The 22777-nt window shown below is 41.2% G+C and carries 24 protein-coding genes; 15 read left to right on the forward strand and 9 right to left on the reverse strand.

Translation table 11 applies throughout. The features are described 5' to 3' along the window. Positions 1-17 precede the first annotated feature (17 nt). The 4 genes from PY092_RS15945 to PY092_RS15960 are packed head-to-tail and all read left to right on the forward strand — an operon-like array spanning position 18 to position 2199. The gene (locus PY092_RS15945) at positions 18-716 is read left to right on the forward strand and encodes an SIMPL domain-containing protein (protein WP_275616806.1); all 699 of its coding nucleotides are present in this window, start codon (positions 18-20) and stop codon (positions 714-716) included. A 34-nt stretch (positions 717-750) separates the two neighbouring features. After that, on the forward strand, positions 751-1245 hold the full coding sequence (locus tag PY092_RS15950; protein WP_275616807.1) for a DUF6265 family protein: 495 nt from the start codon (positions 751-753) through the stop codon (positions 1243-1245). Between the two features lie 18 nt (positions 1246-1263). Next, complete coding sequence (locus PY092_RS15955) at positions 1264-1836, forward strand: pentapeptide repeat-containing protein (RefSeq protein ID WP_275616808.1); 573 nt, start codon at positions 1264-1266, stop codon at positions 1834-1836. A gap of 9 nt (positions 1837-1845) precedes the next feature. Beyond that, positions 1846-2199: a hypothetical protein gene (locus tag PY092_RS15960; RefSeq protein ID WP_275616809.1), complete on the forward strand. Its 354-nt coding sequence runs from the start codon at positions 1846-1848 to the stop codon at positions 2197-2199. Between the two features lies 1 nt (position 2200). Here the strand turns inward: PY092_RS15960 and PY092_RS15965 are convergent, their stop codons facing one another. Then, complete coding sequence (locus tag PY092_RS15965) at positions 2201-2671, reverse strand: CBS domain-containing protein (RefSeq protein WP_275616810.1); 471 nt, start codon at positions 2669-2671, stop codon at positions 2201-2203. Between the two features lie 122 nt (positions 2672-2793). On the opposite strand from PY092_RS15965, the gene PY092_RS15970 reads away from it, so the two are divergent. From PY092_RS15970 to PY092_RS15980, 3 genes are all read left to right on the forward strand, one after another. Continuing rightward, entirely contained in the window at positions 2794-5064 is a 2271-nt protein-coding gene (locus PY092_RS15970) for a M28 family peptidase (protein WP_275616811.1), read from the forward strand. Further along, positions 5057-5866, forward strand: coding sequence for an SDR family oxidoreductase (locus PY092_RS15975; protein WP_275616812.1), 810 nt, complete (start codon positions 5057-5059; stop codon positions 5864-5866). Before PY092_RS15970 ends, PY092_RS15975 begins: the two co-directional genes overlap by 8 nt. An 82-nt stretch (positions 5867-5948) precedes the next feature. Beyond that, positions 5949-6659: a hypothetical protein gene (locus PY092_RS15980; RefSeq protein WP_275616813.1), complete on the forward strand. Its 711-nt coding sequence runs from the start codon at positions 5949-5951 to the stop codon at positions 6657-6659. Positions 6660-6665: 6 nt separating this feature from the next. Here the strand turns inward: PY092_RS15980 and PY092_RS15985 are convergent, their stop codons facing one another. Both PY092_RS15985 and PY092_RS15990 read right to left on the reverse strand, forming a co-directional pair. Then, positions 6666-7166 carry a nuclear transport factor 2 family protein gene (locus PY092_RS15985; RefSeq protein ID WP_275616814.1) on the reverse strand — a complete coding sequence of 167 codons (501 nt, stop codon included), beginning with the start codon at positions 7164-7166 and terminating at the stop codon, positions 6666-6668. Continuing rightward, positions 7156-7653 carry a hypothetical protein gene (locus PY092_RS15990; RefSeq protein WP_275616815.1) on the reverse strand — a complete coding sequence of 166 codons (498 nt, stop codon included), beginning with the start codon at positions 7651-7653 and terminating at the stop codon, positions 7156-7158. Before PY092_RS15990 ends, PY092_RS15985 begins: the two co-directional genes overlap by 11 nt. Positions 7654-7717: 64 nt before the next feature. On the opposite strand from PY092_RS15990, the gene PY092_RS15995 reads away from it, so the two are divergent. Next, on the forward strand, positions 7718-8659 hold the full coding sequence (locus PY092_RS15995; RefSeq protein WP_275616816.1) for an NAD-dependent epimerase/dehydratase family protein: 942 nt from the start codon (positions 7718-7720) through the stop codon (positions 8657-8659). A gap of 4 nt (positions 8660-8663) precedes the next feature. Here PY092_RS15995 and PY092_RS16000 read toward each other — a convergent pair whose 3' ends face one another. Next, the gene (locus PY092_RS16000; protein ID WP_275616817.1) at positions 8664-8993 is read right to left on the reverse strand and encodes a hypothetical protein; all 330 of its coding nucleotides are present in this window, start codon (positions 8991-8993) and stop codon (positions 8664-8666) included. A 189-nt stretch (positions 8994-9182) separates the two neighbouring features. Here PY092_RS16000 and PY092_RS16005 point away from each other — a divergent pair, with 189 nt between their 5' ends. Next, positions 9183-9758 carry a Crp/Fnr family transcriptional regulator gene (locus tag PY092_RS16005; protein WP_275616818.1) on the forward strand — a complete coding sequence of 192 codons (576 nt, stop codon included), beginning with the start codon at positions 9183-9185 and terminating at the stop codon, positions 9756-9758. A 231-nt stretch (positions 9759-9989) separates the two neighbouring features. Here PY092_RS16005 and PY092_RS16010 read toward each other — a convergent pair whose 3' ends face one another. Then, positions 9990-10322, reverse strand: a complete 333-nt coding sequence (locus PY092_RS16010; protein WP_275616819.1) for a hypothetical protein — start codon at positions 10320-10322, stop codon at positions 9990-9992. After that, positions 10319-11056 carry a DUF3108 domain-containing protein gene (locus tag PY092_RS16015; RefSeq protein ID WP_275616820.1) on the reverse strand — a complete coding sequence of 246 codons (738 nt, stop codon included), beginning with the start codon at positions 11054-11056 and terminating at the stop codon, positions 10319-10321. The genes PY092_RS16010 and PY092_RS16015 overlap by 4 nt, the downstream gene beginning before the upstream one ends. A gap of 411 nt (positions 11057-11467) precedes the next feature. On the opposite strand from PY092_RS16015, the gene PY092_RS16020 reads away from it, so the two are divergent. Genes PY092_RS16020 through PY092_RS16030 form a run of 3 tightly spaced genes read left to right on the forward strand, consistent with a single transcriptional unit; the run spans position 11468 to position 13675 of the window. Beyond that, entirely contained in the window at positions 11468-11902 is a 435-nt protein-coding gene (locus PY092_RS16020) for a MarR family winged helix-turn-helix transcriptional regulator (protein WP_275616821.1), read from the forward strand. Between the two features lies 1 nt (position 11903). Next, a complete protein-coding gene (locus PY092_RS16025) occupies positions 11904-12974 on the forward strand; it encodes a serine hydrolase domain-containing protein (RefSeq protein WP_275616822.1) in 1071 nt (356 codons plus the stop codon). Positions 12975-12994: 20 nt separating this feature from the next. Then, positions 12995-13675 carry a DUF6624 domain-containing protein gene (locus PY092_RS16030; protein WP_275616823.1) on the forward strand — a complete coding sequence of 227 codons (681 nt, stop codon included), beginning with the start codon at positions 12995-12997 and terminating at the stop codon, positions 13673-13675. Positions 13676-13736: 61 nt separating this feature from the next. On the opposite strand, the gene PY092_RS16035 is transcribed toward PY092_RS16030, so the two are convergent. After that, entirely contained in the window at positions 13737-14438 is a 702-nt protein-coding gene (locus PY092_RS16035) for a LytR/AlgR family response regulator transcription factor (RefSeq protein ID WP_275616824.1), read from the reverse strand. Then, positions 14439-15449: a sensor histidine kinase gene (locus PY092_RS16040; protein ID WP_275616825.1), complete on the reverse strand. Its 1011-nt coding sequence runs from the start codon at positions 15447-15449 to the stop codon at positions 14439-14441. Between the two features lie 161 nt (positions 15450-15610). Between PY092_RS16040 and PY092_RS16045 the strand changes: the two genes are divergently transcribed. Continuing rightward, entirely contained in the window at positions 15611-17449 is a 1839-nt protein-coding gene (locus PY092_RS16045; protein WP_275616826.1) for a S41 family peptidase, read from the forward strand. A 123-nt stretch (positions 17450-17572) separates the two neighbouring features. Here PY092_RS16045 and PY092_RS16050 read toward each other — a convergent pair whose 3' ends face one another. Beyond that, the gene (locus tag PY092_RS16050) at positions 17573-18559 is read right to left on the reverse strand and encodes a helix-turn-helix domain-containing protein (RefSeq protein ID WP_275616827.1); all 987 of its coding nucleotides are present in this window, start codon (positions 18557-18559) and stop codon (positions 17573-17575) included. A 124-nt stretch (positions 18560-18683) separates the two neighbouring features. On the opposite strand from PY092_RS16050, the gene PY092_RS16055 reads away from it, so the two are divergent. Together PY092_RS16055 and PY092_RS16060 are read left to right on the forward strand one after the other, a co-directional pair. After that, entirely contained in the window at positions 18684-21101 is a 2418-nt protein-coding gene (locus tag PY092_RS16055) for a TonB-dependent receptor (RefSeq protein WP_275616828.1), read from the forward strand. Between the two features lie 20 nt (positions 21102-21121). After that, entirely contained in the window at positions 21122-22576 is a 1455-nt protein-coding gene (locus PY092_RS16060) for a hypothetical protein (RefSeq protein ID WP_275616829.1), read from the forward strand. Positions 22577-22777: the final 201 nt, after the last annotated feature.

Below are 22777 nucleotides of genomic sequence, written 5' to 3' on the forward strand. Positions count from 1 at the left end.
TTTAATAAAATTACATCATGAGAAAAGCAATCTTATTTATAGCAACAGTTTTATTTACTATGACAATCTCTGCCCAATCCAAAAACTTTTTGGACACCCCTTATCTGGAAACCCAAGCACAGGTGGACACCATGGTCACTCCTGATAAGATTTACCTGAACATCATTATTCAAGAAAAGGACACCAAAGGTCGTGTTTCCGTGGAAGAGCAAGAAAATCAAATGGCGCAGCGTTTCAAGGCTTTGGGCATTGACATAGAGAAGCAACTGGTCATCAAGGATGCCAGTAGCAACTTCAAAAAATACTTTTTGCGCCAAAAAGAAGTGCTCAAGAGCAAACAGTACTCTCTTTTGGTCTATTCAGGAAAAGAATTGGGAGATGTGATGATGGCCTTGGAACAATTGGACATCGCCAACACCAGTATCGAGAAAACGGAATACTCCAAAATGGATGAACTGGAATTGGAACTTAAGACAAGGGCCGTTAAAAAAGCCATGCAAAAAGCTGAAGCACTCACAAAACCACTGGGTCAAAAAGTGGGCATGGCCATCCATATTGCAGACAATTCGCAATATTATCCTAGATACAACCAAGCACCTAGAATGGAAATGAAAGCTGTTTCCGCAGATATGGGCCAGGCACAACCCTTGGACATCGATTTTGAAAAAATAAAGGTGGAGACCAATGTCAATGTAAAATTCGCCTTATCCAATTAATGGAAAGGCATTCATCAATCATATAAAATCAATTATGAGGTCAATCGCAATTATTTTAATGTTCAGCGCGGGACTTGTTTCCGCGCAAGAAACCCTGCAACTTCCAGAAGGTCAATCATCTCCCAAGGCAAATTTGAAAGATGTTTCCTGGGTAGAAGGCCATTGGACGGGAGAAGCTTTTGGTGGCATTGCCGAAGAAATCTGGAGTGCACCATTGGGCAATTCCATGATGTTCGTCTTTCGAATGGTCAATGATGATAAAGTATCCTTCTACGAATCGGGACACATCCAGCAATTGGATGATTCCATCATACTCCAACTCAAGCATTTTGATGGCAACATGAGAGGCTGGGAAGAAAAAAACGAGACCATCGATTTTAAACTGGTAAAATTGGAACCGAACAAGGTATATTTTGAAGGACTTACCATGGAAAAAATAAGTGACGACCAAATGAATGTTTGGGTCCTGATCGAAGATCAGGGCAAAACGAATGAAGTTCTATTTGCCTATAAAAAAGCCAACAAGTAATCATTCAACCGAGGAGCAATGACCACATCGTTTTGGGAAGATAAAGAATTCACAAAAAAGGATTATACACAAAATGCGTTGCCCAAGGGCAATTATGAAAATTGCCATTTTGTGGACTGTTTGTTCCCTGAGGGCTTTTTGGACAACCAAAATTTTGTGGAATGTACGTTCGAAGGCTGTGACCTTACCAACACCAATATTGCCCACACGACTTTTAACGATGTGACTTTTGATAATTGTAAAATGGTGGGGCTCCAGTTCGAAACCTGTAATCATCTTTTGTTGTCCCTCAATTTCATGGGATGCAATCTTTCGGTGGCATCTTTTCATGGCATGGATTTGCCCCGCACCAGTTTTGAAGGCTGTAAATTCCATCAAACTGACTTTTCCGAGGCGGATTTAAAACAATCCAAGTTCCCTAACTGTGATTTTGAAAACGCCATTTTCGACAATACCAATTTGGAACAAGCCGATTTCACTTCCGCGGTACATTTCAATATAGATCCATCCATCAACCAAGTTAAAAAAGCCCGTTTCAGTAAGGATGGATTGATCGGTTTACTAAAAAAGTATGATATTGTGGTGACCTAATCTTATCCTATGCCTGAAAGAAAATGCTTGGTATGCGGTGAAAGGCTACTGGGCCGTATCGATCAAAAGTACTGTTCTGACCATTGTAGGAACGCCTACAACAATCTATTGAACCGAGACAGCAAAAACTTGGTGCGCAATATCAATAACAAGCTCCGGAAAAACTACAGAATACTGGACAGCTTTCCGCTACGCGACGGAAAAACAAAGACCACCAAAATGCGGTTGCTGGACAAAGGCTTTGATTTTGAATACATCACTAACCTTTACACCACCAAAAAGGGCAGCACTTATTTTTTCGTTTATGATCTTGGGTATTTACCGCTCGACAACGACTATTTTATGATCGTGAAAAGAGAATAGGTTATTTCCAGCTTTGCGCGTTCAGTTTCAGTGCGGCCACAACAATATCCTTTCGGCTGATCTGACCGACCAAAATATCGTTCTTCATTACGGGCAACCTACGCCTATTGTGCCTGTCAAAAACACCTGCTGCATCAAAAATGGACATGTCGTGCGGAATGGTTTCCACATTTTTGGTCATAAACCGCTCCACTTCCTTGTCCAAAATGGGTTGGTTGAAATATCTACTCTCCGAGATTTGTTTCATACAATCCGCTTCTGAAATAATCCCTACCAAAAAACCACTGTTGTCCACAACAGGCCCACCGGAGATATGGTGCTTGGCAAAAGTCTCCATCACTTCCAAAATGGACTGGTCTGGAGAAAATGTAATCAATCTCTTGGTCATATAATCCTCCACCAAAATCGGGGCATTGTATTTCTTCTTAGCCTCCTCTTTGCTTCGAACGCCTTGAAAACTTTTGATTGCCATAAGGTTAAATTTTAAAGTTGAATAATAAATATAGACTTTTTTAGCGAATAACCTAATTTTAACTACCAAAATATAAGAACCTTTCATAATTTCATACATTTAAGATTCAACAATGCTACGCCATGAAATTTTCCCGAACCCTTGCCCTAATACTGCTTTTTCTTGCAGTGTATTGGAGTTTTAAATCCCTAATGCCTTCATACAAAGCCAATGAAGATGTTGTCCTGGAAGCCTTTTCCACTGACAGGGCTTTGGAGCACGTAAAACAATTGTCCAAAGAACCCCATGCCGTCGGTTTCCCTGGGCATGAACGGGTCAAGGATTACATCATCTCCGAACTAAATACTATGGGATTGGAAACCACCATCCAAGAAGGATATACCGCTGGCGATTGGGGCAACCTGAGCAAGGCCACCAATATTTTGGCCAGAATCCGGGGAAGCGGGAATGGCAAAGCACTCCTTTTGCTTTCCCATTACGATAGCAGTCCACACTCTTCCTACGGTGCCAGCGATGCAGGAAGTGGTGTTGCCACAATTTTGGAAGGTATTCGCGCATTCTTGAGCGAGAACAAAACCCCAAAAAATGATATTATCATACTCATAACGGATGCAGAGGAACTTGGCCTCAACGGAGCCGACCTTTTTGTGAACAAGCACCCGTGGGCAAAGGATGTGGGTCTTGTCCTTAATTTTGAGGCACGTGGAAGTGGTGGCCCTAGTTATATGCTTATTGAAACCAATCGGGGCAACGGCACATTGATCAAAGAATTCACCAAGGCCAATCCCGAATTCCCTGTTGCCAATTCGCTGGCATACAGTATATACAAAATGCTCCCGAACGATACTGATTTAACTGTTTTCAGGGAAGATGGTGACATCGAGGGCTTCAACTTTGCTTTTATTGATGATCATTTTGATTACCACACAGCTTTGGACAATTATGAAAGATTGGATCGAAATACCTTGGCACACCAAGGCAGCTACTTAATGCCACTGCTCACTTATTTCAGTGATGCTGATTTGGACAACTTAAAAAGCTTGAATGACCATGTGTATTTTAATATGCCGTTCTTTAGGTTTATATCCTATCCATTTGAATGGATTTGGCCCATGTTTGGGCTCGCTGTTCTCGCATTTGTACTGTTACTAATTACAGGGTTCAAAAAAGGCAAGCTCAACGTCAAGGATATTTTCAAAGGATTTGTCCCTGTTTTGGTTAGCTTGATCATTAACGGACTCGTAGGCTATTTTTGTTGGACCATCATCACTTGGTGGTACCCGGGCTTTAAGGATATACTGCATGGATTCACTTACAATGGTCACACATATATTGCGGTATATGTGATGTTTTCCCTGTTCATCTGCTTTTACATCTATCATAAATTCCGGAAAACCAGTACGCCCAATCTATTGGTGGCCCCCATTTTCATTTGGTTGATCATTTGCGGATTGGTGGCCCAATACTTAAAAGGAGCCAGCTTTTTCATAGTACCCTTGTTCGGTTTGTTGGCGGGGCTTTTGGTCACCATCAACCAAGAGAAACCAAATCCGTTTTTGATGGTGTTTTTGGCATTACCGGCCGTATTGATCTATTCCCCTTTCATTAAAATGTTTCCTGTTGGCCTTGGGTTGAAAATGATGGTGGCCGCAACAGTCTTTACCACTTTGTTGTTTTTCTTGGCACTTCCATTTTTTGGTCAATTGAAAAGCAAAGGTAGGTTGGCATACCTGTTTTTGCTCCTCTTCTTCGCATTCGGAATTTCAAGTCATATCCAATCCGATTTCAATGAGGAAAGGCCAAAACCAAGTAGTCTTCTCTATGTCTACAATGCCGATGAAGACTCCTCCCAGTGGGCCACTTATGACCATGAACTCATTGGCTGGAACAGCCAGTTTTTGGGAGATGGTAAAAGAAAGCCCAAAGCAGAGACGATTTCAAGTAAATACCGTACGAATTTGAGCTATGTGGCCGATGCGCCCAAAAAAGACATTCCCATGCCCTACGTTGATACCGTTATGGACACCATCATCGGTCCAAACAGGGTGATTGAACTTTGCATTACCCCCAAAAGGAACGTAAACCGCCTTGAGGTATTCGCAAACCCCATGGAATTCAGCAAAGCCAAAGTGAATCGCATCGAATTATCGTCCCACTTCTTGGAGAACCGAAGCAGTAAGTTGGTAACACACTATATCTCCAATAATGATTTCACGGAACTGCAATTGGAATTCCCAAAAGACTCCGTTCTGGAACTGACATTGTACGAGGCCTCCAACGACCTTATGACCCATCCTGATTTCAGCATTCCTGAACGGCCAAAAAAAAGCATCCCCACCCCTTTTGTGCTAAATGATGCTATATTGACCATAAAAACGTTACGGTTTGAGTGAAAGCATAGGCATTTTGGGCTGTGGTTGGCTGGGATTTCCCTTGGCCAAAAAATTAATTGAAGATGGGTATACTGTTCATGGGACCACTACATCGTCAGATAAATTGGAGGTTTTAGAAAATGAAGGGATTACTGCTTTCGAGGTCAATTTATCTGAAAAGGGAATCCAAGGAAATATCGAAGGGTTCCTTTCCAATATCGACACCTTGATCATCAATGTGCCACCAAAACTAAGGGGCAAGCATACCGAAAGTTTTGTGGAAAAGATGAAATTCCTAATCGAAGAAATCAGAAAAAGTCATGTTTCCAACGTCATTTTTGTGAGCAGTACCGCCGTTTACGGAAACGCTGAAGGAGAGGTTTCCGAGGAGTCCCCTACCCGACCCACAACAGAATCAGGCAAACAATTGGTAGAATGCGAAGCCATGTTTCGGAATGAAGCAAATTTCAAAACAACCATCATCAGGTTTGGAGGCTTGATAGGTCCAGACCGCCATCCAGTGACTACCCTTTCGGGCAGGGAGCATCTATGTGGGGGAAGCAATCCCATCAACCTGATACATCTTCACGACTGCATCCATTTGATACAAACCATTTTGGAACATGGGTATTGGGGAGAAATCTTTAACGGGGTATATCCACATCATCCTAAAAAACAGGTCTACTATTTTGAAGAAGCCCAGAAAAGAGGGCTGCCTGCCCCAACATACAAAATGGAACCATCGGACAAAAAGGGCAAGGTAGTTTTAAGCAAGAATTACCTGGAAAAAGCACATGTTTTTACCACCTCCATAATTTCTTGAAAAACCCTATCATTACTTATCGAATTCTTAACAGCTAGGTTGGGATTATTTTGTTAGATTTGGCGCACTAAATTGAAGATCAATGAAAAAGACTGTACTCTTATTGCTCCTATTGGTGGGCTTTAGTGGTATTTCCCAAACCAACGACGCTCTTGTGAAACATTACAAGGCCTATTACAATGAAATGCGCATGCAAGGCGATGTGACCGGTGTGATCGGCGCCTTGACCCATTTGAACGTATTATCCCCTTCCAAAGAACGCAGGGATACTCTAGCCTTTGTCTATATGAACAATGGTCAGCACATGCAAGCCTTGAACACCATAGGTGTGGAAAAAAACGCTGATGATTCCGACCTTGCTGTACAGATAAAGGCTTTTTCGTTGAAATCCTTGAACCAGCCCAAAAGAGCTTTGGAGCATTTTGAAGAGCTGAACACAAGAAAACCCTCGCCTTACTTGGCCTATGAAATGGCCGATCTTAAGATTCAAACAGGCGATATGGATGGCGCTTCAACCAACATTGAATACGGTATCGCGAACGCCACCGATGATATGAAATATGCTTTTTACGAAAGACAACAACCTTACGAAGTTCCTCTGAAGGCCGCTTTTTACCATTTAAAAGGATTGGTGTCCTTCAACAAAGACAAGGAAAACATTGATGCCGCCATTCTTTCCATTGATGAAGCGCTTAAAATCGCACCCAACTTCAACCTGGCTAGTTTGAGCAAACAAGCTTTGGAATCCCGTAAGGCACAAGCCAATACAACAACGGAAGGAGAAGAAAACTAGAGTTGATCATTGCTTCTTTTTTAGCTCTTGAAGCAATTGATCATCCTTTTCTCCCTTGATTTCGATAAGTTCGGACACCTTTTCGTTCGGCACTGCAATTGAAAGTACATAATGGGCAATTTTCCATTGCCCATTTATTTTTTTGAGCACTCCAGAACCGCGACATATCTTCATTTGGGTGTCCAATAGTTCATCAAACCAAGCAAAAGTAGCATCTTCGTTGACATAGATGTTACGCTGCACGGCGGTAAAACTCCATGCTTTTCCCTGATCGAAATAGGGCTTGGAGAACGCCCTGAATTCATCGTTCTGCCAGTTTTCCATGGCATCGGTCCCTATGAACACACCGTCCTTGGTCATTTTCCCGAAGTAAGCTTCGAAATCGGCATTGGTAGCATCCAAGTGCCACCCGTCCAGAACATTGTTGATCTTATCCTTTTCTGTATGCTGGGCAAAGATGGTCATTGAGGCCATGAAAAGTCCCAAAGCAAAAATTTTATGTTTCATCCAAAATCAATTTTTTGTCCAACTGACTATTCATGATCACATTCAATTGATTACGCATATCGTTGTAGGCTTCCAACACTTTGACCGTTGGCTCCGTGGTCGGCTGGTTTTCCAAGATACTTGCCTTTACTTTATATAAAAAAGTTCGCATTACCGATTGCCTACTCTTAACTTGGAAGGTGTCAAATGGTTCTGGATACTTTCCATTGGCCATGTTCTTTTCCTTTTCAATAAGGTCATCAATGGCCAAGGCCAGATCTTCGTTGTTCGTTGCTTTGTACAGCACATCCACACTGGCGTTCAAGTCCTTGAATTGCTGCCAGTTCTCTACAATGGCCGTAGCATCTGGGTTTATATTGGACTTCTCGGGCATTTTTTGGTAGTTGAACTCCAATGCCTCAGTATCTACCTCAACTGTGGTCTTCTCGGTCTTTTTACATCCGCCCAAAACCGATATTATCATAAGAATGCCTAACAATTTTCGCATAAGCGAATGTACAAATTTTAATAAAGGGTATCTTTGCCACGAAACTAAATTAACTTCTATTTTAATGCACAAACCCATATTGATCATAGGCGCATGTGGCCAAATTGGAACTGAACTCACGCTTGAACTACGAAGTAAATACGGAGCTGAAAATGTAATTGCCAGCGATATTCGTGAAGGTAATGAAGCTTTGATGCAATCGGGCCCTTTTGAGCTTTTGGACGCGACCAACTATGCGGCAATCGAAGATGTGGTAATGCATTACGAAATTGATGAAGTGTATTTAATGGCGGCCATGCTGAGCGCCACTGCGGAGAAATTCCCGATGCGTGCGTGGAACCTTAACATGAATTCCCTGTTCAACGTGCTCAATTTGGCGAAGGAAAAGAAAATATCCAAAGTGTTTTGGCCTTCGAGCATAGCGGTTTTTGGCCCCAACACACCAAAAAATGATACGCCGCAGAGTACTATTATGGAACCCAGTACAGTGTATGGCATAAGCAAACAATCCGGGGAAAGATGGTGCGAGTACTACCATAAAAAATATGGTGTCGATGTAAGAAGTGTTCGGTATCCCGGGCTGATAAGCTGGAAAACCATGCCGGGCGGCGGTACTACCGATTATGCTGTCGAGATTTATCACGAAGCCCTCAAAAAAGGTGAGTATGAATGCTTTTTGGATAGCGACACCGAACTCCCGATGATGTACATGGACGATGCCATAAGAGCCACCATCAGTTTAATGGACAGCCCTTCAGAAAAAATAAAGGTGCGGTCTTCCTACAATTTGGCGGGCATGAACTTTACCCCCAAACAAATGGCCGAGAGCATTGCCAAGCACATTCCCGGATTTGAAATAAGCTACACTCCCGATTTCAGGCAGGAAATTGCCGACTCTTGGCCCAGCAGTATCGATGATGCCCCTGCACGAAAAGAATGGGGCTGGGAACCAAGGTTTGATTTGGACCAAACGACCCAGGAAATGCTCAAAAATTTAAAGGGATAGGGATTTATTCGTCCTCATCATCACCATCTTCTTCGGAGTCTGAAAAGTCTTCGTCGTCCTCGGGGATTTTTTCGTAATCCTCGGAATCAAAACCGTCTTCTCCCTCATCTTCATCGAAGTTTGCCATGGTGCGTTCCAGTTTGGAACTGATTTTCACAAGGTATTTGGTATCATCCGTGGATACTTCCACTGCTTCTATGGATTCCCCTTTTAGGTTCTTGAAGTTGATCACATCGTCGTCTCCGTATCCATCGGGGTATTTTTCCACCAAAAGTTTAAGCACCTCCGAGGTGAGTTTTTTATAGTCAACTATTACACGTTTGAGGTTATCCATGATGTTGTTGGTTACTTCTTGTTCTAAGTTAGAATAAAATTTGTATTGAAAAATTATAAAAAAAATCTTGGGTTGTCAAAATTGGGGTGATTTTATCGACCAAAAATGATGTTAACTTGACATTCAAAAAATAGATATGATTTAAAGTTGGAGAAAGTATTATTTTTGATGTTATTGTAATATTCCGAAATGAAAAGTGAAATTGTCCAACTTTTGGATGGAGTTTTGGTCCTTAACGAGGAAAAGGGCCGCATTGTTACGGAATGTATTCCAATCAGAAGCTTTGCCAAAGGACACATTCTGCTGCGAGAAGGACAGGTTTCAGATGAATCCTACTTCAATATTAAGGGGCTGGTACGAAAATACTATCTCGTGGATGGAGAAGAAAGAACAACACAGTTTTATATCGAGGAAGATGCTATTTCTTCCTTACGAAGCTATACCCATAGAACCCCTGCCAATCACTATTTGGAATGCTTGGAAGATACAAGGTTAGCCATTTTAACACGAGAAAAAGAAAAGGAACTAATAAACCGAGTACCTGGATTTGAATCCCTTTGCCGTGTTTCCGCCGAAGAAGAACTCGGGACACAAGAAGACAAATTGGCCCAGTTTATGATTTCCAGCCCGGAAAAAAGATATTTGGACCTTATGGAAAATCGACCAGAACTGCTCCAACGTGTCCCCCAATACCATTTAGCAAGTTATTTGGGCGTGAAGCCAGAATCGTTGAGCAGAATCCGCAAACGTATTTCGAATAGATAGTTCCATTTCACAAATTATTCCACAGTTTTAAATTGTGTGCTCCACCAAATTCTTTGAACAAGAACCCACAATACCTTTATACGTGTTTTGTAACCTCGAAAAGTTTATCCTATTTACTTTTTTCATTTGCCCATTATTAAAAATTTAGGCGGCAAATGTAAATTGGTCAACCAGCTATTCCATTGACTTTGGTTAAGAACTACTTATCGGCCAATTACCTTTTGGATAAAATCATCGAAGCTCTTTAAAATTCTTCTGTTCTGAAGCCCATTTCCATTCTGATTTCCCAAAATCACCTGGGTCACCGATTACCTTCATGGTGGTTTCATCAATTATTTTAATGGTAATGGAACCTTGTAATTGGTCTTTGCCCACTGGCATATCGGACCAGGTCAAATAGATCTCAGATCCCTTGATTGTCCCATGTCCAACATGGCACCATTTTTCACCCAAGGAAAACTCCGAGGAGTGCTTGTTCATCCCCAGCCAAAAGACTTGATTGTTTCTTACTTCTATCCAAAATGGATTATCGACGCTTGAAATCCACAACCCTGATTTAATCATTGTTTGCCCGATATTGTCTGTTCTTTTTTTTTGACCTGTTCCATTACCATTTTGCGTCCCGGCATTTCCATTTCCTGTTTCAACAAAGATCTTGTTGCTTTATCAATGTACAAAGTGGAGATCACTTGGTTATCGGAAATATCGTCAGTAACGTAGACCTTCCAAACATCGTGCTCTTTGTTATTGATCAAGAGCATATCGCTTTCAACATTCTTAATGGTGGCCTCCAACAAGCCTGTTTTGGCCTTTGGATTGAAATCAAAAATTGAGATTGTCTGCTTGTAGTGATTCTTCAATGGCAGCCATCGTATCAATTGTGGGTAACTGTTACTGTCAAAAAAAGCAGCGCTATCAGTTTCATCCAACAATATTTTTTCATTCGATGTCTTGTCCAGATAATAACCGGTTATCCGCTTTCCAAAGTTTATTGCCATATCCCTGTTTTGGTTGTATGAGGAATGGTAGATCGGTTCAAGGTCCTTACTCCTTACTATCGTACTGTCCACCCATTGAGAGGTTGTACTGGGCATGTCCACTTTGGTTATGAAAAGAGTGTTCTCTTGCATTTTTTTGATTTCCGTGGTAACCAACCCAATCTCTATTTTGGTCGTATCCTGTAACATGAACCATTTCATTTGATAAGATTCCGGTCGGATCAACTCACTGTGGAACGTATTATTTTCGGGTGTCAAGCTTTGTCCGTATGATTTGGCTGTCCCCAGTATAAGACACATGATCAAAAAGGAGATTGAATTTAGACGATTGATTCTTTTTTTTACGTTAAAAAATTTCATGATGATATATATTAAATAGGTATTATTCTTTTTTGAAAACATTCGGGAACCCTTGATTGTTAAGTTGTCATTCATTTCTAAAAAACAAAATCTCAAAAGAGTTCAAAAGTGTCAAGTTTATTTATCGAGCTCCGCTTTTAGAAGTCGTAATGTTTTAATATTTGTTACAGAAATATTGATCTAAGTAGGTATAAAATTGTTCGACAAAACGGAACGCATTAAAAATACAGCCCCCATTATATGTAGAATATTGACCTTGGTTAAGAAACATCCGCCCAAGACATACTCTAATATTGTACCCATGTTTCATTTTATTGATATATCAATTATATTTGTATCAAATACCTATTCATGAAAATCCCTGCAAAAACGGTTTTCTATACCATTGAACGCACTATTAAAACGTATAGAAAGTTCTCCAAAAAGCATTTCTTGAAAGTAGTCGATGATATTACGGTTGATCAAAAATTGGTTCTACAGTACTTGAACGACCACCCTGAGCTAAGTCAAAATGAAATAGCCGAATTGGTTTTTAAAGACAATGCATCCTTAACACGAATGATTGACCTTATGGTACGTAAAGGTTTCCTGAAAAGGTCGATCAACCCTGATGATCGAAGAAGGTTCAACATTGAACTAACACCCAAAGGGAAAGAAATACTGGAAAAACTGGCACCGGTAATCATAACAAACAGAAAAAAGGCATTTGCCGGAATAAGCCAAGAAGAACTTATGCAACTGGACACAACACTCAACAAAATAATATCCAACTTAAACAACGATTAACATGAGAAAAACGATATGGATCATCTGCTGCTTGACCTACATCTTGGTAAGCTGTGAGAGTAAAGCACAAACATATCCTGATGAAACTTGGTCAAGAGCCGAAAACCCCGAAGCAATGGGTTGGCCGGATGTTGAAAGGTCGAATTTCACGAGATATATTATTGACAGTACCAACATAACAGGTTTGGTGCTGGTCCACAAAGGGGAAATCGTATTTGAATATGGAGACATCAATGAAAACAGTTATATCGCATCCTGCAGAAAAAGTGTACTAGCCCTATTGTATGGAAAATATGTGGACAATGGCACCATTGATCTGGACAAGACATTGGAGGGCCTCAACATTACCGATGTGACCGAACTTCTGCCCATAGAGAAAAAAGCAACCGTAAAGGATTTGATCTCCGCACGTTCCGGGGTCTATTTAAGGGGTTCCAATGGCGGTGATTTCCGAAGGTTCGCCCCAGACCGAGGCTCTGTTGAGCCAGGAAGCCATTGGCTCTACAATAATTGGGATTTCAATGTGGCCGGACACATCTTTGAGCAAGAAACCAAAAAAAACATCTACGACGAAATCGAATCCCAACTTGCCACACCCTTACAAATGCAAGATTGGGACAGATCCCTTCAAGAAAAAAGCGGAAATAGTGATCTATCCAAGTTTCCCGCATACCACATGTGGTTTTCCACTAGGGACATGGCACGCATTGGACTGCTAATGCTCCGCAACGGGAAATGGAAAAACACGCAAGTAATCCCTAAGGACTGGGTTCAAGAGGTAATAAAACAACGTACCTCTTATGCCGAAGCACAAAAAAGCGTGCCAGTACTCAAGGAAGATGGACTTGATTTGGGGTATGGCTATATGTGGTGGCTCATAGAAAACACCAACGACCCCAAACTTAAGAATGCTTATTCGGCACAAGGTGCCATGGGCCAAAACATCACAGTTTATCCAAATATCGATGTTGTTCTGGCTTTTAAAACCAATAGCGTTTACAGGAGAAGAAATTCCATTCAAACCCAAATGAAGCTAGTCAGAAAAGCGGTTGAAATATTCGATGCCCAATAAAAATGCTTTACAAATCCATTATGAAGAGATCAAGAATAGGAATTTTCTTAGCTGTAATTGTACTAGTGGCCTGTGGCAGAAAAAGCGAACCTAAACCGCAGGCCCAATCAGTAAAGCCGCAAACAACTGATTTAGTGGCAATATTGGACACGATTTGGCAAACCGAACAAATTCCCATCAGGAAGCGGGATTCGGCATTTCATGCATATGGCGACCAATCTGAAATGTATAAAAAATATCAGGCCATCTATAAAAAGAACCATCTGGTCAACGAACAAAAAATAGCTGAAATTTTGAAGGACGGATGGCCAAGCTTGAAAGAGATTGGGGAGCAGGGCAACTTAACCATTTGCAATGTGTTGCAACACAGTAGTCCTGAAACACGTTTGAATTACCTTCCTTTAATGCGCCAAGCCACGAAAAACAAAGAGTTGAGCCCTTGGCTACTGGCAAGAACGGAAGACAGAATCGCAACCGATCGCGGGCAGCTTCAAATTTACGGAGGACAGATCAAATACTATCCCGAAACGGACTCCTTCGATGTTTGGCCCATCATTGACCCGGAAAACGTTGACAAAAGACGTGCTGAGATCGGATTGGAACCAATGGCCGAGTATTTAAAAAACAGAAGGTTCCCCTTAGAATGGAATCTGGAAAATCAAATAAAGAGGACCGCGGAATTTAAAAGCAAAGAATATTGAATCCTATCGAACTATTAAGAAACATTTACTGATTGGCAACTCTCTTACCTAACACTAGATCTCAAAATCCATTGTCCTGAATGAATTGCTTGAGCCTGTCCCGGTAGTTACTGCCCACAGGGATTTCAACATTATTGATCAATACGCATTTACCATTGTACTGGCTGATCTTATCCAACGGAACAATATAGGATTTGTGAATCCTCATAAAATTGTAAGCACTTAAACTAACTTCTATGGACTTTAAGGTCTTAAGGGCCAAACAGTGGTTATTCCCTGTGACAATTTTAGCATAATCCCTCAAACCTTGGATATAATCAATGTCATTGATCTGTATTTTTATGTACTCCTCTCCGTCCTTCACAAAAAAAGATGGAGTGAGCTTTTCCACGTTGTCCGCCTGACTTAACTTTTCAAAGCGGTCCAATGCTTTTGTAAACCGGTCAAAGGCAATGGGCTTCATCAGGTAATCCACAACTTCAAGATCAAAACTTTCCACAGCATATTCACTATAAGAAGTGGTCATTATAAACTTAGTGGAGCCTTTTGACAGTTTGACCAACTCTATTCCAGAGATGTCTGGCATTGCGATGTCAGTAAAAGCAATGTCCACTTGATGACCCCCTTTTAAATAATTGAATGCTTCGACGGAATCGGTAAATGTCCCGACCAATTCAAAATTGGGGAAACGTTCCAGGTAGTGACCGATGACATCTATGGCCAAAGGTTCATCATCAATTATAATGGTTTTAAATGCAGCCATCTAGTCTAACGTTATTTTAAGTTTGGCGGTGTAGGAATCGGAGTCGCTACGCAAGGCCAAACTTGCATTTCCTTTATACAACAGGTCCAAACGCTGCTTTAAATTGTCCAGTCCTTTTCCCGTTCTGTTATTTTCTTGAAAATGTTGTTTCCGAGCTATACTGTTTTTTACTGAAAACAGAAGCTCATTGCCATCAAGATTGTACTGAATGCTCACATAAGCCTCTTTGGAATTGGTATAAAAACCATGTTTGAAAGCATTTTCCACCAAAGGAATCATAAGAAATGGCTCTATGAATCGATCGGTCATCAGGGTTTTGTTCCCATTGAACTCAATGGCGGAATCTTTGCCAAATCGCAATTTCTCAATAGCTATATACTTTTCGATAAAATCCAACTCTTTACCAATGGGCACCTTGCCCAACTCTGCATCATCGGTCAAATAGCGCATCATTCCGGACAGTTTTAAGATATATGCAGAAACATCTTCCCTCTTTTTCAGGGATAAGCTGTACAGGGAATTAAAAGCATTGTACAGAAAGTGTGGATGCATCTGATTTCTGAGCAATTGTGCTTTGGCTGTCTTCAGTTCATCCCTCAACTTTTTGTAGTTGTTGAGGTCATCCAATTTATTTATAAAGTACAATAGCAGATAAAACAGTAATGTCCGTCCCAAAAAACCAGTAAAATAACCGAAGGTATCGTCAAAAAAAATGATGTCATCGGTTCTAAAATCCTTTAATAGTGCCAATCCCAAAAGAACCAAACCAGAGATTAGTACATACCCCACCTTTTTCCAAAGGGAATCCAAATGGAACACATAAAAATAAAGGAGATAAGCAATGCAAATGGCGATAAAATTTTCCATGGCATCGCTGGTGATAAAAAACAGCCAATTATCGGGCAAAAGGTCAAAAGCCCTTTTGGAAAGGTGCAAGGCCATGACCAATATAAACCCAAAATTGAAAACTGACTTTATGCTGTTTATTGTGGTTTCGGATAGCTGCTTCATAAGATTATTGCTACATATCTTCAAAGTAAATATAGGTAAATACGATTCAGAAAAGTCGAGTATGGGCCAAGGGCTGTCCGTGGACAACCATGTTTGGTCGATAACTTTTTTATGGGAGGTCAGGGTCTGATACGTTTGCTGAAATTTTTAAGCTCAACAAAATGAAATCCTATTTATCACTGCTTGTCCTATTTCTGTACGCTTCCTTTGGAATTGGACAAACCATAAGTTTGGAAAAAGCCTCTCCATTCACAGCTGTAAAATGGACAGACAGGAACCAACCTATGGTACAATTCGACGATGAATGGTTTGCTTTGATAAAGTTGGACAATCATACCACCAAAGAGCTGTTGGATTTTTGCAAAAAGGAGTTCGGTGATAAATGGCAAAAACGCTTTTCGGAGGATCTGGTCGAAGTTTTGACCAAAATGGGCACTCCCCCCAGTCAGAAAGCAACACTTGTCCTTGAAAAAGACTCAAACCAAATCCAAGTTACAGGAACCTATTCTTTGGAGAACAGGCAAAAGGTTTATCTGCACAATCAACAGCATGGAAAAAAGAAGGTGTTCAAAAGAATTACCTCCTCCCAAGCCATTGAGGATATCGATCAGTTTTACGACATTCTTCAGACAGAATCCTCCTATATCCACTTAACGGACCATGATTTCAAAACTGCCATTGATTCCCTGAAAGCTATGATCATTTTAAAATCCATGGATAGTGTGGACATCAATTACCTCACACACGAATTGGCCAAAATAATGGCTGAAATCGGAGATCGCCATTCCAGTGTGAAAAATGAATGGTTTGAAAAGAAGAACCTTTCAACTTATAATTTACAACTACCTTTTTCCTTAGCTTCGGTCAACGGCAAAGTAGTTGCTTTACGATCTTTGGACGTTGATGGAAATTATGACTATTTGCATAAGGACTTCCCCTTTGTGAAGTCAATCAACGGAATTCCCATGGATGTGTTCATCGATTCCATGGCATACAGATCTAAAAAGGCCCCAGAACAAGCTAAGCTGTCAAGGGGGATTTTGGAAGTACAGCAGCTTGGAAGCCTCTATTTTAAAAACAATTTGGAACTCCCGTCCAAAATTAAAATTGTGTTTACCAATGGTAAAGCCGAGATTTCGGAAACAGTGTCTTTGGTCAACAAGCGGCTGGGCTATGAATCAAGAATAGAGCGCAACATTCTTTACCACCGGAGGGAAATATCAAAAGGCAACTTTCAAAACATTTTCAAAGTACTCAAGGGGAATATTGGCTACATATCACTCCCACAAATGTTCAGTTTTGATAATGTACATGGATTGGAAGCATATATTGATTCTGTCTTGGCCAATTCACGGAACACCAAGGCCCTTATTGTTGACCTTCGATTCAATCCTGGCGGGACCAGGGATTTGTTACAAAAATTTGCGGGGCACATTATTCCTGAATCCCATTCCCCTTGGGTCGCCAATGTGGCTTACTTGAGAACGGACAAAAAGGAAGCTGTTCATGGTTCAATGTCTGCCCGATTTCTATATACTTACAATTCCAATCACTTCGATGATCTGGATAGAAAGGCAATAGATAAGTTTTCCAAGAGCTTTGCGACAGAAAAGGAATTCGACATTTCAAAATTCAGCCACCCCCATTATATGGTTTTGAAAGGTGGAGCATCGCATTACCAGCATCCAGTTTATATGCTCGCGAACGAACATAGCTTTAGTGCCGCTTCGGTGTTCATCAGTGCTTTTAAAGGTTTACCCAATGTGAAAATAGTTGGGGTTACCACGGATGGCTCCAGTGGAAACTCAAAAAGGGTTCATTTGAACAATTCAAGCATACGGCTCAGAGTTTCCACCATGCTTTCATTTCAAAGGAATGGCAAAACCTTGGATGGGAATGGGACAAGACCTGATTTATACTTTACCAAGGAAGTTGAACAAGTTTTACGGGGAACAGATGTTCAATTACAAAAGCTGACGGAAGCAATCAATAAAATGTGAACTCGGTTTATTTCAAAATGTTCACGATTTGTCCTGTGTCAATTCAAACATATAAGATGACCCTATACAAATCAGTGGATTCATCTAAAGTACCTCCCTTTTACCACAAGAGATAAGTAGAAATCACTTTTTAAGTTCACTTGGCAAATAACCCAATGTCCGCTTAAAAGCCTTGGTAAAATGCTGTGGATTTGAATACCCTACTTCATGGGCGGCCTGCGCTATCGTCAAGCATTTCTTCACAATCAAATCACTGGCAGTTTCCATTCGTAGTTTGGTAATGTATTTAAAAATGGTGGTTCCATATACACGTTTGAAATCCCGCTTTAGCTTTGAACTATTGAACCCTGCCACCGCTGTAAGTTCTGGGATGCTCAATCCCTTGTTCAAATTGGTTTCAATATATCGCTCCACTATATGCAAACTGTCCAAATCAGATTTGGGCAAACCAATCGTTGAATCGAGGTTGTTTTTACCGTTGGCATCGAGCAAAAGATCCAACAAAATGGTGGTGATCTTCGATTGCAAGTAGGTCTTTTTTAATTGACCACTGAATGGACAGGCAATAATTTGTTCAATTGCCCGGCCCAATTCCGGTGTTATCGGTCGTGGTTGTTTCCAAAACACAAATGGTTTTTCCTGTTCAATAGCGCTATCAATCTTTCCCAAAATCTGTCCATACTTTTTACCTACCAACTTTTCAATCAAGCCCGAGGTAAAAAATATCTCCAAAGTTCGTCTTGGAGTCCCTGTATATTGGAGAAGACCATTGGTTAATGGTAAATAGAACATATTATATTGATGATCCTTTACCTTCAAGAGCGGTGTTTGTCTTTCAAAAGGAGTATACCTATAGCTACCCGTGATTTCAAAGTGCAGGACAAACATGGAAAAATCATTCGAAACCTCAATTTGATAACCTCTTGGAGCAATGATATTCTTATTTACCATAAATATCCCGTCCAATTGGGTTTCATTGATCGTGCCCGAAACATCTTTTGAATTGATTTCAATCCGATTCTCAATCAATTCACCAGTAAAAAAGTCTTTAGAGTATTTCTTTTGATAAATACTGTCCTCAAACAAATCGCTTTTTAAGACTGACTGCATTTCTTCCATTTGCGTACTTAAAACTTCCTTTTGCGGTACTACCGCATCCTCTCTTGTTCTAGATTTGCAAATCTAGTTTATTTAGATTAAATCTTAATAAAGATAATGATTATTAACTATAGGAATGGGCAAACACTTTCTCATCACTTTCTTCTTTATTTCCTTACTGTCACATGCTCAGAGCACCAAAGACAGTACTGTTTTCGGTAAAATAACCTCTGAAGATGGCAGCCCTCTGGCATACGCCACGGTAATGATCAAGGGAACAAAAATCGGCTCTTTGACCGACGAGCAGGGTAATTTCGAGATTAATGCCCCCTATGGAAAACATACCGTTACCGTCTCCTTTATTGGATATGCAACAACATCCAAAAACATTGAGACAAGCCCTGAAAACAAAAGAGTCGAACTAAATTTTGTCCTTCGGGAGAACGCCGAAAGCCTAGACGAGGTAACCGTTAATGGCAAGTCCAGGAAAACTGTGCTGGAAACAGAGGGATTTTCAGTAAATGCCGTGGAAACCAAGGAAGCCAGTTTAAGAAACATACAGGCCAACGAATTGTTGAATACCACTGTGGGGGTCAAAATCCGTCAAAATGGTGGGTTGGGTTCCAACGTTGAATATTCATTGAACGGATTGTCAGGGAGTGCGGTTCGCATCTTTATAGATGGAATTCCCATCTCAACCTACGGATCTTCGTTCAACCTGAACAGTATTCCCCCTTCCATGATCAAACAAATCGAGGTTTACAAAGGTGTCGTTCCCGGTCATCTTGCGGATGATGCTTTGGGAGGCGCCATCAACATCCAATTGCATCAAGAGGCTAGGACCAACTTCAATGCTTCCGTTTCCTATGGTTCATTTAATACATTTCAGGCCAGTGTAAACGGCACGTATCGCTTTGATGAGTCCGGTTTTACCGTAAAAGCTTCCCTTTTCCACAATTATTCCGATAATGATTACAAAGTTTCGGGCAGAAGTGTTGTCGTAACGGGAATTGGTGGTGTGCAGACCCCTATAACCGCTAGACGGTTCAACGATGCCTATAGATCCACAGGCGGTATGGCACAAGTTGGTTTTACCGATGTAACATGGGCCGATCAGTTTTTTGTTGGGGTTACTGGCTCCGACGATTATAAAGAAGTTCAGCATGGAGCATTCATGACCATTACCCCCTACAAGGACAGGTTTATGGAATCCGATGCCCTGTTGGCCAACCTCACTTATCAAAAAACCGACCTGTTCGCCAAAGGCCTAGATTTGAATGTACACGGTTTGTACGGAAAACGAAACAGAGCTGTAAACGATACAGTGGCTTGGGCCTATAGCTGGAACGGGGAAAGGGCCATTGATTTCAGGGGAGATGAATACGAGTATTCGTGGGGGTCACAGCAAGAAGGGGGCCCTACACTGGCCAAAATCAAACGAAACGTGGCATCCATTCGTTCCGGGCTGTCCTACTCCATCAACAACAATCACAAAATTTTATTGAACCATGTTTTCAGTAGTATCGATAGGGAAGATAGTGATGAACTACGTTCTGTCTTGGAGAACACATTCAAGGGAACCCGTGACTTGCGCAAGAACATTTTTTCTTTGACCTACGAGTTCGATGCTTTCAACAACAGATTGAAAACAAGTCTGTTTGGCAAACATTACCAACAAAAAACCACTAGCATCGATCCAGCCATAGAAACCGATGCGGAAGGAAACAATCAGGTTGTGGATGAAGTGGTGAGCAGCAACAAAGAATATGATGGGTATGGCTTTGCGCTATCCTATGCCCTTTTGCCCAACATCACGCTATTGACTTCGGCCGAAAAAGCGGTACGACTTCCGAACGAAACAGAAATATTCGGTAACGATGGGGATAACGTAGTGGCAAATTCAAGCATTGACCCTGAGCAGAGCAATAATTACAACCTTGGATTTCGTCTAGGGACCTTCTCGATCAAAAAACACGATTTTAGTGTTTCCACCAACTTCTTTACCAGGAATATCAAGGATAGGATCGGTTTGCCCATTGAAACATCCCTCAATGTGGACGACGAACTCATTCTATATGTGAATCAGGGGAGCGGGACCTCAAGAGGATTTGATGCACAATTCGATTATACCTACAACAACAATTTTGGGGTCAACTTCAATATTTCCCGTTTCGATTTGACCGTTGAAAACAGAGGCGTGGAAGTCGATGTCCCCAACACCCCATTTTTTACCATGAACGGAAGTGCCAGGTACTCGTTCAAGGATTTGATACAAAAGAATTCGAGACTGAACCTATTCTACACCATGTATTTTACGGGGGAGTTTTCCTATTTGGTACCGCAAGGGTCCAATACCGTAGGAGATGACTTTTTTAAAGTACCCGAGCAATTGGCCCAGGATATTGGGCTTAGTTATACGTTCCCCAATAAAAAATTCATTATGAGCTTTGACGTAAAAAACATATTTGACAAACCTGTGTACGATAACCTATCGGTACAAAAGCCGGGAAGGGCTTTCTACCTAAAATTAAACTATATAATCAATTCCATTTAATTACTTAAATATCATTTCAAATGAAACGCAACTTTTTGAATATTAAATCTTTGTTCGCCATAATACTAATGGTCGGCATGATGACCGCTTGTAGTAGCGATGATAACAGTGGAGGAACCACAATTGAAGACACTGATGGCGATGGTATTGCCAACGAAGACGACAATTGTCCTACAGAAGCAGGAACCGCTGAAAACAATGGATGTCCTGATGAAACCGAACCAGAAGAAGAGTCCAGATGGATCACTGTGGCCGCAGCCAGAATGGGAGACAACCCAGGCGACGGTAATGGTGGAACATTGATCTACGCCATAGACAGCGAAGATGCGAAAGACCCAACAGTATCCATCGAGCCTTTTGACAATGGGTTCATTGTGCCATCCAACAGAACAGCCAGATTGCAATCCTCTGAAGATGGAAACACTATCTTCAACATCAGCTACGCTGGGGACACTGGTGGTAACTATACCAAATATACGGTAGAAGGTGGTCAAACCTTTACACAAACGGGAACTGAAATCAGTATTGCTCCTTATGTAGGGTCGGCTCCTAGGTGGATCAAATTGTTCGATGGCGACAAAACTGGTTCGGCCGTATATGTTTCAACAGAACACGAAATTGATGACAATGGTACGCCAGAGGATGCGACAGACGACACATATATACGTACCGAAGCTACCATGGGTGTTTTGACTCTTGATTTGGTTGACTCCCAGATCCTGAATTTTCAAGAACATAGTGTGCCCTTAACGGCTGAAGAAGAAGCCAATGGATACTATATTTCAAGAATTGATATGCCTACCCTAAATGCAGCTGGTGATAAGCTTTATATTGGAGCACGCTTGAGCAAGGTCGATCCTGCTACAGCTGAAAGTGACAGTGATTATGAAATATTAGGTTCCAAGACCATTGTATTGGATTACCCATCCCTATTGAACCCATCAGTAATCACTTCCACTGTGGGGCATGGAAATACAAACGGCTATCGTAGTATCAATGCATTCCTTTACAACGGAAGCGTCTACCAAGCCAATCAAGGAGACCCAGAAGGCTCCCATATCCTTAAAATAGATGCCGACAACGAATACGATGACACTTACGCCTTTAATTTGGATGAAGCCTTAGGCGTGGAAGATGCCTACATCCTTGCATGGAGACCAGCTTCCAATGGAAAAGCTGTTTTGGCCTACCGTCATGCCGGCTCTGCAGAAGGAGTGGCAGGAGCCCAAGGATTTTTCGCTTTGGTTGATCTTGAGGCTCAAACAGCCCAACAAATCACAGAGATTCCTTACGATCCGGACTTTTACTTGTTCCAATACCAAGGTTTTGTAGTTGATGGAACAGAAATATATGTGACCGAAGCCCCTGTAGGGCAAAACGGAAATATTTACATTATAGATACCGAAACCGGTGAAGTTACCAAAGGTGCTGAGTTGGTAAACGTGGAAGGAAGCCATTTTATCGGTACTTTTTAATCTCTTTGATCAATTTTTGAAAGTAAAAATCCGTGGGAATATAATCCCCACGGATTTCTTCAGATAAAGCAATCTCATTCAAAAAATTGATTTGAGCCCAATTTCCAAACAATGTTCAAGAGCTGTTGAAACCTGATGGTTTGAAAACAAGGATTTTCTATCTTTGTAATAAGACTAATTCAAAATAAGAGAGCGCAGATT

This window comes from Flagellimonas yonaguniensis (genome assembly GCF_029193885.1).
GTDB classification, from domain to species: Bacteria; Bacteroidota; Bacteroidia; order Flavobacteriales; family Flavobacteriaceae; genus Flagellimonas; species Flagellimonas yonaguniensis.